This is a genomic window from Robiginitalea insularis, assembly GCF_052497835.1.
Map to the genome: position 1 here is coordinate 473,562 of NZ_CP199296.1, position 15,124 is coordinate 488,685.

At 46.4% G+C, this 15,124-nt stretch carries 15 protein-coding genes and 1 tRNA gene; 9 read left to right on the forward strand and 7 right to left on the reverse strand.

The window, feature by feature from the left end:
• Window positions 1-65: 65 nt before the first annotated feature.
• Window positions 66-929: a hypothetical protein gene (locus ACT6NV_RS02120; protein WP_445385626.1), complete on the reverse strand. Its 864-nt coding sequence runs from the start codon at window positions 927-929 to the stop codon at window positions 66-68.
• Window positions 930-1,098: 169 nt separating this feature from the next.
• On the opposite strand from ACT6NV_RS02120, the gene rpsO reads away from it, so the two are divergent.
• The 4 genes from rpsO (at window position 1,099) to rpe (ending at window position 5,776) form a co-directional block, all read left to right on the forward strand.
• Window positions 1,099-1,368, forward strand: coding sequence for a 30S ribosomal protein S15 (rpsO, locus tag ACT6NV_RS02125; RefSeq protein WP_445382832.1), 270 nt, complete (start codon window positions 1,099-1,101; stop codon window positions 1,366-1,368).
• Window positions 1,369-1,575: 207 nt separating this feature from the next.
• Complete coding sequence (locus ACT6NV_RS02130; protein ID WP_445385627.1) at window positions 1,576-3,810, forward strand: polyribonucleotide nucleotidyltransferase; 2,235 nt, start codon at window positions 1,576-1,578, stop codon at window positions 3,808-3,810.
• A gap of 159 nt (window positions 3,811-3,969) precedes the next feature.
• Window positions 3,970-4,833 (forward strand): sigma-70 family RNA polymerase sigma factor, encoded by an 864-nt coding sequence (locus ACT6NV_RS02135; protein WP_015755741.1) that lies wholly within the window; start codon window positions 3,970-3,972, stop codon window positions 4,831-4,833.
• 286 nt (window positions 4,834-5,119) lie between these two features.
• Window positions 5,120-5,776 carry a ribulose-phosphate 3-epimerase gene (rpe, locus tag ACT6NV_RS02140; RefSeq protein WP_445385628.1) on the forward strand — a complete coding sequence of 219 codons (657 nt, stop codon included), beginning with the start codon at window positions 5,120-5,122 and terminating at the stop codon, window positions 5,774-5,776.
• Here rpe and ACT6NV_RS02145 read toward each other — a convergent pair whose 3' ends face one another.
• Window positions 5,777-6,202, reverse strand: a complete 426-nt coding sequence (locus tag ACT6NV_RS02145; protein ID WP_445385629.1) for a CBS domain-containing protein — start codon at window positions 6,200-6,202, stop codon at window positions 5,777-5,779.
• Between the two features lie 154 nt (window positions 6,203-6,356).
• On the opposite strand from ACT6NV_RS02145, the gene ACT6NV_RS02150 reads away from it, so the two are divergent.
• From ACT6NV_RS02150 to ACT6NV_RS02170, 5 genes are all read left to right on the forward strand, one after another.
• On the forward strand, window positions 6,357-7,331 hold the full coding sequence (locus tag ACT6NV_RS02150) for a YpdA family putative bacillithiol disulfide reductase (protein WP_445385630.1): 975 nt from the start codon (window positions 6,357-6,359) through the stop codon (window positions 7,329-7,331).
• Between the two features lie 165 nt (window positions 7,332-7,496).
• Window positions 7,497-7,670, forward strand: a complete 174-nt coding sequence (locus tag ACT6NV_RS02155) for a Lacal_2735 family protein (protein ID WP_445385631.1) — start codon at window positions 7,497-7,499, stop codon at window positions 7,668-7,670.
• Between the two features lie 44 nt (window positions 7,671-7,714).
• The gene (folE, locus tag ACT6NV_RS02160) at window positions 7,715-8,407 is read left to right on the forward strand and encodes a GTP cyclohydrolase I FolE (RefSeq protein ID WP_445385632.1); all 693 of its coding nucleotides are present in this window, start codon (window positions 7,715-7,717) and stop codon (window positions 8,405-8,407) included.
• Between the two features lie 67 nt (window positions 8,408-8,474).
• On the forward strand, window positions 8,475-8,894 hold the full coding sequence (locus tag ACT6NV_RS02165) for a hypothetical protein (RefSeq protein ID WP_445385633.1): 420 nt from the start codon (window positions 8,475-8,477) through the stop codon (window positions 8,892-8,894).
• Between the two features lie 131 nt (window positions 8,895-9,025).
• A complete protein-coding gene (locus tag ACT6NV_RS02170) occupies window positions 9,026-9,541 on the forward strand; it encodes a hypothetical protein (protein WP_445385634.1) in 516 nt (171 codons plus the stop codon).
• An 18-nt stretch (window positions 9,542-9,559) separates the two neighbouring features.
• Here ACT6NV_RS02170 and ACT6NV_RS02175 read toward each other — a convergent pair whose 3' ends face one another.
• The 5 genes from ACT6NV_RS02175 to ftsA all read right to left on the reverse strand — a co-directional run bounded on the left by ACT6NV_RS02175 (window position 9,560) and on the right by ftsA (window position 15,123).
• A complete protein-coding gene (locus ACT6NV_RS02175; RefSeq protein WP_445385635.1) occupies window positions 9,560-10,426 on the reverse strand; it encodes an MBL fold metallo-hydrolase in 867 nt (288 codons plus the stop codon).
• Window positions 10,427-11,032: 606 nt separating this feature from the next.
• Window positions 11,033-11,106, reverse strand: a tRNA-Arg gene (locus ACT6NV_RS02180).
• Between the two features lie 142 nt (window positions 11,107-11,248).
• Window positions 11,249-11,701, reverse strand: a complete 453-nt coding sequence (locus ACT6NV_RS02185) for a GatB/YqeY domain-containing protein (protein ID WP_445385636.1) — start codon at window positions 11,699-11,701, stop codon at window positions 11,249-11,251.
• A 99-nt stretch (window positions 11,702-11,800) separates the two neighbouring features.
• The gene (gene ftsZ, locus ACT6NV_RS02190; protein ID WP_445385637.1) at window positions 11,801-13,735 is read right to left on the reverse strand and encodes a cell division protein FtsZ; all 1,935 of its coding nucleotides are present in this window, start codon (window positions 13,733-13,735) and stop codon (window positions 11,801-11,803) included.
• Between the two features lie 56 nt (window positions 13,736-13,791).
• Window positions 13,792-15,123, reverse strand: a complete 1,332-nt coding sequence (ftsA, locus tag ACT6NV_RS02195; protein ID WP_445385638.1) for a cell division protein FtsA — start codon at window positions 15,121-15,123, stop codon at window positions 13,792-13,794.
• Window position 15,124: the final 1 nt, after the last annotated feature.

Genomic DNA, 15,124 nt, shown 5'->3' on the forward strand with positions numbered 1-15,124 from the left:
AACAAGGTATTTAATAACAAAACCCCGGATCGATCCGGGGTTTTTCGCGTACAACAATCTCCAAATTAAGGCCTGAACCTTCTTAGGGGTACTGTTTCCGTTGTACCATCAGGGTAGGTGAGCTCTCCAAAACCGTCGCAGTTTCCATCGCCAAAATCGAGGGATGCGCTGAGGTCGTTCCGGTTTATCTGCAATACACCGCTAACGATGAACCTGCAGGAAAGTTCCCTGCGCAGGGCTTCCAGGACGGTTCTGTTATAGGTATTCCCGGCACGGCTGATAAAGGTTTGGGATCCGGTAATCAAAAATACATTATCTCCCCAGAAACCACTTCCGTATCCTTCTATCCATTCCCGGGTGCGGTTACCTTCCCAGGAAGCCGTTTCCCCATCGGGCCAGGTCCCGTTAAACGCAGAACTGATATCCGATTGAGGGTTTCCGTTGGCGTTGGACCGCATGCGCAGTATTTGAGCGCCTCCCTCAACGGCGATCCCGTTGAATGTAAAATTGGAAAGGCTAAGGCTCAGGGTCTTGGTTGCCTGCTCCATGTCCTTGGAGTAGCTCAGGATTACAGCCCCGCTGATAAAATTCCCATTGGGGGTTTCACATCCTTCTCCAAAGTCAATTGTTTTTTCCACGGAAGTAGCAGTTTGAACCGTGGTAATGGTAACGCATTCAGGAATAAATCCGGATTTGGCCGTTAGTTTCCCGCTGGCAGCCAGTTCTTCGGCTGCGTAGACTTCCTCTGCCACATTAATGACTTCTTCGGAAACCCATTCGGATTCATCGGCTTGCTGCAGGGCAACTACTTCAAAGCTTTCCTGGGCATCCGGTTGCTGGAGTTCATCCTGATTTTTTTCACAGGAGGCAAGCAGGCCACCCATAAGCAGGGCGGCAATTGCGAATTGTTTGAATTGAGGCTTTTTCATAACTTGTTTTTTTTAATAGTTAACATTTCTTTGACAGCGGGCGGCCCCAAAAGGTTTAATCCATTAAAAACATTTTCGATAATCAGCAGGCGTTTTAAAATTATTTCTATCTTTGCAGCCTGATTGAAAATCAATCATATACATAAAAATCATTTACAACAATATTGGCATGTATTTAAGCAAAGAAGTAAAAGCCGAAATCTTTAAGAAACACGGCGGATCAGAGGGTAACACCGGTTCAACGGAAGGGCAGATCGCCCTTTTTACCCACAGGATTAACCACCTGACAGGACACCTTAAGAACAACCAGAAGGATTTCAACACAGAGCGATCCCTGGTGAAATTGGTAGGTAAGCGCCGTAGTCTGCTGGATTACCTTAAAAAGAAGGATATTGAAAAATATCGCGAGCTTATCAAAGAATTGAATATCCGTAAATAACAATTACAGGGAAGCCCAGGCTTCCCTGTTCTTTTTTGGGAAACCCTTTCGTTTCCCTTGCATACAAGTCCCATAATCTGGGCATCATAAAAAGCTTACTTCCGGTTTTTCATTGGTCGACCCAACACAACACACAGACCGTCCGGCGAGACGGCAGACCATTGTTTAATTTCGTCTGCAATCAATAGCAGGCAATAATTTCATTTTATGACACCAAAAATATTTAAAGAGGTCATCGACCTTGGTGACGGTAGGGAAATCTCTATCGAAACTGGAAAACTGGCCAAACAGGCCCATGGCTCCGTGGTTGTGCAATCCGGCAAATGCATGCTGCTTTGTACGGTGGTTTCCAACTACAAAGCCAGCGATGTGGATTTTCTGCCACTGACCGTAGACTATAGAGAAAAATTTGCCGCCTCCGGAAGGTATCCGGGCGGATTCTTTAAAAGGGAAGCACGTCCGAGCGACGGCGAGATCCTGACCATGCGTCTGGTAGACCGTGTGTTGCGACCCCTGTTCCCGAAAGATTACCATGCCGAGACGCAGGTAATGATACAGCTCATGTCTCACGACGATGATGTGATGCCGGATGCAATGGCCGGTCTGGCTGCTTCTGCAGCCATACAGCTTTCGGACTTTCCGTTCGAGTGTCCTATCTCTGAAGTACGCGTAGGACGCGTAGACGGAGAATTCGTCATCAACCCAACCCGGGCCCAGCTCGAAGTTTCAGATATCGATATGGTAATTGGTGCTTCTGCCGACTCCGTAATGATGGTAGAAGGCGAAATGGGAGAAATCTCAGAGGAAGACATGGTGGAAGCCATCAAGTTTGCCCATGAAGCCATAAAGGTACAGGTTGCCGCACAGGTGCGACTGGCTGAAGCTTTTGGAAGAAAAGAGGTACGGGAGTACGAAACGGAAACTGAAGACGAAGCCCTGGAGAAGAAAATCCACGACATGGCCTACGACAAGGTTTACGACATTGCCAGGGCTGGGTCTTCCAAACAGGAACGCAGTGCTGCATTCTCCGAACTGAAAGAGGAAATTCTGGCAAGTTTCAGTGAAGAAGAGCAGGAAACCCTGGGCGATCTGATCAAGAAATATTACTACAAGGCCGAAAAAGAAGCGGTCCGTAAGCTGACCCTGAAGGAAGGCTTGCGTCTGGATGGAAGAAAAACAGATGAAATACGTCCGATATGGTGCGAGGTAGACTATCTGCCATCAACCCATGGATCCTCCATCTTTACACGAGGGGAAACACAGGCCCTTGCAACGGTAACCCTGGGAACCTCCCGGGAAGCAAACCAGATAGATATGCCTTCTTATGAAGGTGAAGAAACCTTTTACCTGCATTATAACTTTCCTCCCTTTTCAACCGGAGAGGCAAGACCTATAAGAGGTACTTCCAGAAGGGAGATTGGACATGGAAACCTGGCGCAAAGGGCTCTAAAAGGGATGATCCCTAATGACTGCCCGTATACCGTACGAGTGGTTTCTGAAGTTCTGGAGAGTAACGGATCTTCCTCCATGGCCACTGTCTGTGCGGGAACCATGGCACTTATGGATGCCGGGGTACAATTAAAGAAGCCCGTTTCCGGGATCGCCATGGGCCTTATTTCCGACGGTGAAAGCGGAGATTACGCGGTACTTTCTGATATCCTGGGGGACGAAGACCACCTTGGTGACATGGACTTCAAGGTGACCGGTACAGCCGATGGGATTACAGCCTGTCAGATGGACATCAAGGTAAAGGGACTTTCCTATGAAATTCTGGTAAAGGCCCTGAAACAGGCACGCGAAGGAAGGCTTCATATCCTGGAAAAACTAATCGACACCATCAGCGAGCCTAATTCCGATGTGAAACCTCATGCCCCTAAAATGGTGAATACCACCATTCCGAATGATTACATTGGAGCATTAATTGGGCCTGGCGGAAAAGTGATTCAGGAACTCCAGAAGGAGACCAAGACTACTATTGTAATCAATGAAGATCCGGTTACCGGGGAAGGTCTTGTTGAGATTCTGGGAACTGACCAGCACGGTATTGACCAGGTTCTGGCTAAAATTGCATCCATAACGTTTACTCCGGATGAGGGTAGTGTTTACGAGGTTAAGGTGATCAAGATCCTGGACTTCGGGGCCGTAGTTGAATACATGGAAGCTCCGGGGAACGAAGTGCTGCTGCACGTGTCCGAACTGGCATGGGAGCGCACCGAAAACGTTACCGATGTTGTCAATATGGGTGACGTCTTTGACGTGAAATATCTGGGGATTGATCCCCGTACCAAAAAAGACAAGGTGTCCAGAAGGGCATTGTTGCCAAAACCGGAAGGATACGTTGAACGCCCGCCCCGCAGAAATGACCGTGGCGGCAGAAACGATCGCGGAGGAAGGAATGACAGAGGCCGTGGAGATCGCAGACAGAGTCGTTCCAGGGATTAAACAATCCTATGAAATACTAAAAACCCCTCACTGAGGGGTTTTTTTATGCCTTTTACCCGGAAAAACTAAATTTCTCCCCCCAAATGTAACATTTGAGTGATTTGTACGTATAACTTAATGCAGTAGTAGCATTACTACACTTTTATTAAGGAAGGATCGATGAGACAACTTAAGATTACAAAACAGGTAACGAACCGTGAAACCGCCTCTCTGGATAAATATCTTCAGGAGATCGGCAAGGTGGATCTGATCACCGCCGATGAAGAAGTGGAACTTGCCCAGCGGATTAAGGCCGGAGATCAGGCTGCTTTGGAAAAACTGACCAAAGCCAACCTGAGATTCGTGGTATCCGTTGCCAAACAATACCAAAACCAGGGGCTCACCCTCCCGGACCTTATCAATGAAGGAAACCTCGGACTGATTAAAGCCGCACAGCGATTTGATGAGACCCGTGGATTCAAGTTTATTTCCTATGCCGTTTGGTGGATTCGCCAGTCTATCCTGCAGGCCCTTGCGGAGCAGTCCAGGATTGTAAGGCTTCCGCTGAATAAAATCGGGTCTATCAATAAGATTAACAAGACTTTTGCTTTTCTTGAGCAGGCCCATGAACGGGTACCTTCCGCAGAAGAAATCGCGAAAGAACTGGACATGACGGTTGAAGACGTTAAACAATCCCTTAAGAACTCAGGCCGGCACGTATCCATGGATGCCCCCCTGATTGACGGGGAAGATTCCAACCTCTATGATGTTTTGCGAAGCGGGGAATCCCCCAATCCGGACAAAGAGTTGTTGCACGAGTCTTTGCGAACTGAAATCGAAAGGGCACTGGAGACACTAACCCCGAGGGAAGCGGATGTCATCCGCCTGTATTTCGGTCTTGCAGGTCAGCATTCCATGACCCTTGAAGAAATTGGAGAAACCTTTGATCTGACCCGTGAGCGCGTGCGTCAAATCAAGGAAAAAGCGATCCGGAGGCTGAAGCATACCTCCCGAAGCAAAATCCTGAAAACTTACCTCGGATAAGGAGGCGCGAATGCGGTCTTAGGCAAATTTTATATTGGAAATTTGGTATTAAAATCGTAATTTGTGAATCGCAACAGCAGTTTATCATGACTGTTCGTTTTTTGATTGATGAATAAACTCCGGCTGATTACCGGAGTTTTTTCTTTTGGGTAAACGGGAATTGAATTTTTAGAAAATTGTACGGCTCAGTCAGGCCAGACCCAGTTTAAAGTCTTTACAGGACATATTACAGGCCTGCCAAATTCTGGAAAAAAGCTACCTTTACGGATATCAAAACCCAAGCATTATGCACCGTCCGCTTATCGCCCCTTCTTTACTTGCCGCAGACTTCGGAAATCTGCAACGGGATGTTGAAATGGTCAATAACTCTGTGGCAGACTGGCATCATATAGATGTAATGGACGGGCTTTTTGTCCCCAATATTTCCTACGGAATGCCGGTGATCAAGGCAATTAAAAAACACGCCACCAAACCGCTGGATGTACATTTAATGATAGTAGACCCGGACCGCTACATACAGGCCTTTGCTGATTTAGGTGCAGACATCCTTTCAGTGCATTACGAAGCCTGTACCCACTTGCACAGAAGCCTGCAGGCCATTCATGCAGCAGGGATGAAAGCCGGTGTTGCCATAAACCCGCATACCCCGGTTTCCCTTTTGGCCGACACCCTTGAAAATATAGATCTGGTTTGTTTAATGAGTGTTAACCCCGGGTTTGGAGGACAGCGATTTATCCAGAACACCTACAGGAAAATCTCAGAACTGAAATCCATGATTGAGGAACGGAAATCTTCCACCCTCATTGAGGTGGATGGAGGGGTTACCCTCGAAAATGCCCCGGAGCTTGTTTCGGCAGGGGCAGATGTCCTTGTTGCAGGAAGTTCCGTCTTTGGCGCAGACAACCCCACAGATGCGATCCGCTCCCTGGCCGGCAATAAGTAATCAGTACTGAGCCAGTAAATATTTGATCAGGTCCGTGGTGGTAACGATCCCCACCAACTCATCATTATCCACTACCGGAAGGGCATGAAACTCCTCTTCCGAAAGTATTTTCGCAACCTCCCTTATGGTAGTATCGGAAGTGACCGTCTTTACATTCTTCGCCATGACCTGGGAAATGCTGAACATATCGTAGACAATAGACTCTATTTCCTCTTCTTCCTCATAGGCCCCGTCTGCAAAACTGATCCGCAGCAGGTCCGTCAGGCTCAGCATCCCCACAATTCCCTTGCCTTTAATAACCGGGATATGGCGGATATGGTGCTTTTTGAACAAATGCTCTGCCTTCTCCAGACCATCCGTGGTATTTAAAACGACTAACTGGGTGCTCATGATAGAGGAAATCGGAATGCGGTCCTGAACAGTCATAATCAATAGCTTTAATAATGTATTTAAAGTTCCTCCAAACTGTCTTTTAAAAAGATGATTTTTATCATAAGCATCCGCAATTTCAGGCGCCATTTAAAGATTCATGAATATTGGCTAGCTTTGCAGGGATTGCTGAAAGAAAATAAAGGAATATATGGAGCTGATCATTATTGGCGGAGGACCTATAGGAATAGCCTGTGGTCTGGAAGCCAAAAAAAAAGGAATACCCTATGTGATAATTGAAAAAGGTACGATTGTAAATTCCCTTTTTAATTATCCGGTCAACATGCAATTTTTCTCTTCCTCCGAGCGGTTGGAAATTGATGAAATCCCTTTTATAAGCAAGGAAGCCAAACCCAAACGCAACGAGGCCCTGGAATACTACAGGAGAATTGTGACCTCAAACAAGCTCAATATCCATCTTTTTGAGGAGGTTTCAGAAATCGCAAAGGAAGAGGACAGCTTTACGGTCCAAACAAACAAAGCCTCCTACAGGGCCAAAAATGTGATCATAGCTACCGGATTTTACGACCTTCCCAACCCCCTGGACGTCCCAGGAGAAGACCTGCCTAAAGTATCGCATTACTACAAAGACCCCCACTATTACGCCAGTCAGAAACTGGCAGTTATAGGGGCTAGCAATTCGGCTGTGGATGCCGCCCTTGAATGCTGGAGGAAAGGGGCTGAGGTGAGCATGATTATCAGGGGGCCTGAAGTAGGCCAGCGCGTTAAGTACTGGGTACGCCCGGACATCCTGAACCGGATTGAAGAAGGGAGTATTACCGCTTATTACAATAGTACGGTTGCCGAAATACGGGAAAATGAACTGCTGATCCGTACCCCTGAGGGCGAACAAACGCTTGAAAATGATTTCGTACTGGCCCTCACCGGCTATCAACCCAACTTTAAATTTCTGGAATCAGCCGGGATTCGCTTATCGGACGACCCCAGAAGATTACCTGACTATAATCCGGAAACAATGGAAACCAATATTAAGGGACTTTATCTGGCAGGTGTTATTTGTGGCGGTATGGAAACACATAAATGGTTTATAGAAAATTCCCGGGAGCACGCCCAATTGATTTTACAGCATATTGTAGCGAAGCATAAAGATCCGGCCTCGGTATAATGCACTTTCCATTTGCCCTTTGAAGGGTATCCGTTTAGATTTTCATTATCTACCCCTTAACAAGGACTTATGTACGAGATAAGTTACTTTTAAAATTTTGTTTAATCTTTAACAGTATTTATTAAACATTATAAGTAATTTGGATGCTCATTCAAATACTAAATAATGTACGGAATATTTAAAAAGAAGACTCCTCTCGAAAAATTACAGCAACGCTATGAGAAACTGCTGAAGGAAGCGCACAAGCTCTCACAGGTAAACCGCAGTAAAGGAGACTCGAAATATGCCGAAGCCGAGTCTTTACTCAATGAAATAAAACAACTGGAGGAACAAAATTAGGATCTCCGCCTTAACATAATTCAGTACTTAGAAACCCGAGGAAAATGCTTGATAATTTATTTAAAGAAAAGAAAGGGCTCAATGGGCATGCCCATGAGGAAATAGGCAATGAGCATCTCTTAACAGGGATGGAAACACCTATGACAGCGAATGCTTTTCAAATGAGCGATCCTGAAAAAAAGGAGCAAATCGCCTTTTACTTTGAAAAAATAATGGGGGTTCTGGGACTGGATCTTAAAGACGATTCCCTGAAGGGTACGCCGGAGCGGGTGGCTAAAATGTATGTAGAAGAAATATTCTCTGGCCTCAACCCTGCTAATAAGCCATCGATAACGCTATTTGAAAACAAATACCGCTACAACCAGATGCTGGTGGAAAAAAATATCACTTTTTATTCTAACTGCGAGCATCACTTTGTTCCCATATTTGGAAAGGCCCACGTAGCGTATATCTCATCAGGAAAGGTTATTGGCCTGTCAAAACTCAACAGGATAGTACAGTACTTCGCCAAACGCCCACAAGTTCAGGAGCGCCTCACCAACCAGATTGGTACAGAATTGCAGCAGATTTTACAGACAAAGGACGTGGCTGTAATAATGGATGCCAAACATATGTGCGTCTGCTCCCGGGGAATACAGGACGACAGCTCAACAACCGTAACAGCTTTCTATGGCGGAGTCTTTAACAAGCCGGAAAAATTAAACGAATTACACAACTATTTAAAAGATTATTCGTAACCACTAAAACGATGTAATCAGGCTATTGTAAACCCTGTCGCTCCGGCTTAAAAGCTATATAAAGCTCATGATACAACTTCTGGAGTTTGCAACCCTGCTAACTGACGCTGCAATGTGCTTACTCATCTGCTGCGTTCAGTTGATTATCTACCCGAGCTTCCTGTATTATTCCAAAGAGCAGTTGCAAAGCTGGCATTACAGCTATACGTTTCGCATCAGCTATCTGGTGGTGCCCCTGATGATCAGTCAATTGATCGGGTCACTCCTACGGGTATTCCAACTGGCAGACCTTCACAATCTGGTCTACTGCGGGGGAGTGCTCCTGAGCTGGTTACTTACATTTTCCATTTTTGTCCCCTTGCATAATAAGATCTCAAATGGGGAAGCACGGCTGACGGATCTTCAAAAGCTTGTAAAATGGAATGCCAGCAGGACTATTCTATGGACATTTCTGTTTTTATGGAACCTGGCCTTCTGGTTCTGGTAGATCGTATGGAAAATTGCCTGCAGAGGCAGGGCCAGACATAAAATCACCTCAGTTTTCAGCTGTTTTACAACAAAATCGGGATTGATCCACTAAATTCAGTCCTCTCAGCGTTTAAAAGCCAAACTTTAATTATGAAAAAACTATTCATCTGTTTGACTTTTGTACTTCTTTCAACTTCCTTATTTGCCCAGCAAGGGTTTAAACTCGGTTTACACGGAGCTCTGCCAATGAGCAGTGAGGCCAATGATGCAGTTAGTTTGGTCGTAGGACTGGATGCCGGTTATATGCATGCCCTGGGAGAAGTTGTGGATGTGGGAGTTGCAACCAGTTTTATTAATGGTTTTCCGGAAAAATTTGACAACCAGGTGGTTGGTGTAGATTTACCCAATGTACAATTCCTGCCCCTGGCCGTATCTTTTCGTATCTGGCTTTCCAATTCATTTTCATTTGGGGCAGATGGTGGTTATGCTGTGGGCATCAATGAAGGAAATGACGGAGGTCTGTATTACCGACCCCTGATCGGCTACCTGATGGGGGCCCAAACAGAGGTTAACATTTCTTATGTGGGAATAGACGTAGACGGGAGTCCCTGGGCCACCGTGAATCTGGGAATCCTCTATACCTTTCCTCAGAAAATCGGGAGATAATTTAATTTCAGGGATCTGCTAATCGACAGTCTTGTAAACCGACTCTATTAACTGAGCCGGGCCTATAAAGCCCTGGCCCTTTTCAGCATCCCATTCTGCGGATAAGCCCATTTGCAGTACTTCCTCAAGGCTTCCCCCCTCATCTTTGGCTTTTTTGACCCGCGTCCGGATGGTCATCAGCATATTGCGGTATGCCTCTATATCCGTGCGGCTAACCACAGGGCCGTGTCCGGGAATGATACGGGTCTCATAATTTACCATAAAGAGTACCATATTCAGATTTTTAATCAACCCGTCTATATCACCTCCTGAATTCAGGTCAATAAAGGGATATCCGTTTGTCATGTTGTCTCCCATATGAAGTACATTATCCTGCGGAAAATAGATATAGGAATCCCCATCGGTATGGGCATTGTTCACATGCATGATATACATAGCCCGCTCCGGGTCCAGGTGAAGGGTCATCCGGTCTGTATATGTTATTTCGGGTAATGCGCCAATGTTTCTGCCCCCTCCCCTGCCCTGGGGTTCCTTCATGCGGCTGTGCACGTTCTGATGTGCGATAATGATCCCTCCCCTGGCCGACAGGTTTTCATTTCCGCCCGTATGATCCCCGTGCAAATGCGTATTTACAATAAACTTTACGGGTTTGGTGGTAATGGAAGATATCGCTGCCAGGATTTTGTCTGTAAGCGGAGCGAACTGGTCATCAATCAGGTAAGCCGTATCATCGCCCACAGCCAATCCCATATTGCCGCCCGAACCAAAAAGCACATAGATTCCATCTGCCAGTTTTTCAGAAGTAATCTCAACCTTATCCCAGTCGCGTTGTCCATAGGCAAAGGGCAGACTTAAAATACAGATTAACAAAAGAGCGGTTCTCATAGCTTTCGGTTTGTGTTTGAACAGAATACCTAAGATACAAAATTAAATGCCTGGTGAGAGCACCGTAAAACTCACATTAAGTCCTTCAGGAGTCCTGACTGTAATGGAAAGGGGAACAGCAATTCCCCTCCCCGTTCATAAGTTAGCCCCCTGGGGTGAAAAGGGCTTGCAGCCTGCAACTATTTGATATACCGGCTTAAAAAATTAGGGAGGGTTTACCCTTCATTATTCAATACTGGCTTTAACAGAGAGGGGCCAGGTGGTGGGCGGGCATTGATTTTTATTTGCCCTCAAAAAAGCTTAGAATGCTTTATAGGATTACTCCCTCCGGTCGTGATCCTCAATGCAGCCGCTCCTGCAAATGCTAAGTCCACAACGCCTGTCGGCGTTGTGCTTTTTTTTCCTTCGAAACATAAACAAACTTAAAATGTTCTAGAGGATTATTCGCTTCGCTCCTGATCCTCAATACACTCACTACTGCAAATGCTAAGTCCACAACGCCTGTCGGCGTTGTGCCTTTTGTTTGTTTGAAATGCCAGAGCAAGCTCCGCATTTCCACAAAACAAAAAGTCCCACAATTTTCATTGTGGGACTTAGCGCTTGATGTGACCGCGGGAGGATTCGAACCCCCAACCCTCAGAGCCGAAATCTGATATTCTATCCAGTTGAACTACGCGGCCGGTGACATTAAATGCCTGATTATTTGAGGGCGCAATTTACGTAAAAACTACTTTCCGGAACTAATAAAATGTGCTCAATTGGTATTTCTTTTTAGCGCCCCCTTCAGTGTTCCAAAATTGGAGGTTCCCAGAAATACTAAATTCAGGACGTCAGTTGTGCCTTAACAATACCAGCAATGGTCTTGCCATCTGCCTTTCCGGCCAGTTCTTTGGAGACCATTCCCATCACCTTGCCCATATCCTTCATGCCATCTGCTCCCACTTTTTGGATCGTTGAGGCAACTACCGCTTCTATTTCGGCTTCGGATAATTGCTCTGGCAAGAATTTTTCAAGGACAGCAATCTGCGCCAATTCCGGGTCCGCCAGGTCTTTCCGCCCTTGTTGGGTATATATTTCCGCACTGTCTCTGCGTTGTTTTACCAATTTCTGCACCAGCGAAATCTCATCTGCCTCAGACAGTCCTGCTGCCCCGCCCTTTTCAGTTTTGGCAAGCAAAAGAGCAGATTTAATGGCCCTCAGGGATTCCAAAGTCACTGAATCCTTGGCTTTCATAGCAGCTTTCATCTCTGTCATTACCCGTGTTTCCAGACTCATATTCCTGTATTTTAAAGGACAGCAAAGATAAAAAAATAAACCCGAAAAGCGATAGCTTCCCGGGCTTGCATACATTAAGGCCTGTAGGACCCGCTGCTTCTAATCTACATTATCATGCAGGAAAGAGTTGTTAGATCGCAAACGCATTTCATCGTTACTGTCTTCACTTAAAGTCGTACGCGATACTTTCGCATCCTTATCTGTATTCTTATTAAGGTCTACTCCCTGTCTTTTGTAAGCTGGTTCCTTTTCAATTTCCTCTATACTGGAACGGTTATGCTGAAACTTGTAATTGAAATCCTTCAGCTTCCGACGTCTTTCATCGGCACGTTCCCGCAATATTTCATCAATGGGCCGGTCTGTAGGGTCTGCAGACTCGTCCTGGGCAGGGGTGGCCGGTTTGTCTATGGTTTTCTTCTCAAAAACCAGATCGTCTTCCACCAATTTAGGCTCGTATTGTTCAGCTTTGGAGGTGGCCCCTGTCAGCTTTCGCTCCAACTCCATATAGTCATCGAGGCTATACCGGGTCTCCCCCTCTTTTTTATATTCCAGAACAGGAGTAATTTCAATATGTTCCCTGACATTTAAATCGCGGATGTCATCATCATTCAGGTCAAAGGTGATCACATTTTCTGCTTCCTCGTTTTCGTCGCTTTCGGTTTCCTGATCAAGGGGCATATCAAAGCGGAGTGCGAACTGGTCTTCCTGCTCAGTAGCAGAAACGATCTGAGGGTCTATTACTTCAATATCGTTGATCAGATCTTTGGAATCAATAATGATAAAACCATCTTCTTCCACAGCTTCGGCTACCACTTCCTCGTAAAAAACATTGAAATTTTTAATATAGCTGGTAGTCGGGATCAGGTCCATTGCTGTTTGCTGAACCGGTTTTGCCTTTTCCTCGGGAAGCACTTCAGGGTCTTCACTCAGATCCAGGGTGTGCACCACCCGTGTATCCGTATTTTCCTCCTTGGGCTCCATCAGGTTTTGCTGGGCCTTTTGCTCATCCTCAAGGGTATGTATGATCTTTTTGGACTCGGTATTTACAATCTCGTCCTGCTGGTCCACATTAAAGCCAGTGGCAATAACCGTTACCGCTATGGCCTCACCAAGGTCCTGATCCTCGCCAACTCCCATAATGATATTCGCCCCATGGCCGGCTTCTATCTGAATATGGTCATTGATCTCCCCGATTTCATCAATGGTGATTTCCTGTGAACCAGAAACGATCAGCAGTAAGACATTTTTAGCCCCTGTAATCTTATTGTCGTTAAGCAAAGGAGAATCCAGTGCCTTCATAATGGCCTCCTGGGCCCGTGCGCCCCCGGTAGCAGTTGCAGAACCCATGATGGCAGTACCGGAATTGGAGAGTACTGTTTTGGCATCCCTCAGGTCAATGTTCTGAGTGTAGTGGTGGGTAATTACCTCCGCAATTCCGCGGGCTGCGGTTGCCAGAACCTCATCTGCCTTTGAAAAGCCGGCTTTAAATCCGAGGTTTCCGTAAACTTCCCTTAATTTATTATTATTGATAACAATCAACGAATCAACATTGCCGCGAAGTTTCTCAATACCCTTCTGGGCCTGCTGACAACGCATTTTCCCCTCAAACTGAAATGGAATGGTAACGATCCCAACGGTTAAAATGTCCATTTCCTTTGCCTGCTTGGCGATTACGGGGGCAGCTCCGGTGCCCGTGCCTCCGCCCATTCCGGCAGTGATAAATACCATCTTGGTAGTGGTGGACAGCATCCGCTTGATCTCCTCCATGCTTTCCAGGGCCGCCTGCTCCCCAACCTCCGGGTTTGCTCCGGCACCTAACCCCTCTGTAAGGGATACCCCGAGTTGTATTTTATTGGGTACCGAACTGTTTTGAAGCGCCTGGGCATCTGTATTGCAAATCACAAAGTCCACCCCATTGATTCCTGCCTGGAACATGTGGTTAATTGCGTTGCTACCTCCTCCGCCTACACCGATAACCTTGATCACATTGCTTTGATTTTTGGGCAGATCGAAGGTGATGTTATCCATTTCCATGTGTTTGTTTTTTCGTTGGGTTACTATATTCTGTTCGTTGTCGTTATCAATTTTAGCTATTCTGCATTGTCCAGAAATTCCTTCAGCTTGTCGGCCCATTTATCCAGAACCGATTTGCGTTCTTTTTTACGGCCATCAATTGGCTGGCCCGAGTTCTCAACTTCCTCCAATACCATTTCCGGGTCTTCCTGAAGCGTTTTTTCATCTCCACGGAAAGAATTGCGATGCTTGTTCTCCACTGCATTCATAAGCAGACCCACGGCTGTGGCATAGGTTGGGCTGGCGATCTCAGCCTCAGAATCACCGGCCAGATGTTCATTGGGGTAGCCAATACGCGTATCCATTCCGGTGATGTATTCCACCAGTTGCTTCAGGTGCTTTAACTGACTTCCACCTCCAGTGAGGACGATGCCTGCAATCAGCTTTTTCTTTTGTTCCTCGTGCCCGTAATTTTTTATTTCCAGGTATACCTGTTCGATAATTTCCACAACCCTGGCGTGGATGATCTTTGAAAGGTTTTTCAGGGTAATCTCTTTGGGCTCCCTTCCCCTAAGGCCAGGGATGGAAACAATCTCATTGTCTTTGTTCTCGCCGGGCCAGGCAGATCCAAATTTGATCTTGAGCAATTCAGCCTGCTTCTCGATTATAGAACAGCCCTCTTTGATGTCTTCAGTAATCACATTGCCCCCAAAAGGGATAACAGCTGTGTGACGTATGATCCCGTCCTTAAAGATGGCCAGGTCTGTAGTACCACCCCCTATATCGATCAGGGCAACCCCGGCTTCCTTTTCCTCCTGGCTCAACACAGCATTGGCAGAGGCCAGGGGCTCCAGGGTAATATTATCCAGATCCAGGCCGGCACTTTTTATACACCTTCCAATATTTTTGATGGAAGAGACCTGTCCGACCACTACATGGAAATTAGCTTCCAGGCGCCCGCCATACATCCCAATGGGTTGTTTGATTTCGGCCTGTCCGTCCACTTTGTACTCCTGCGGCAATACGTGGATAATCTCTTCTCCTGGCAGCATAACCAGTTTATAGACCTGGTTGCATAATTTTTCGAGATCTTCTTCCCCTATAACTTCTTCAGAATTGGCCCGGGTAATGTAGTCGCTGTGCTGCAGGGAACGGATATGCTGCCCTGCTATGCCAACGGTTACCGTATTGATCTTTAAGCCCGAATTTGCTTCTGCCTGTTCAACTGCCTGTTGTATGGATTGGATGGTTTGGGTAATGTTATTGACCACCCCGCGATGGACACCCAGGCTCCGGGACCGTCCGATGCCGAGCACCTCGATTTTTCCATACTCATTTTCTTTCCCGATGATCGCCACAATCTTTGTGGTTCCGATATCGAGGCCAACAGAATATTTCGTTTCTTCCATG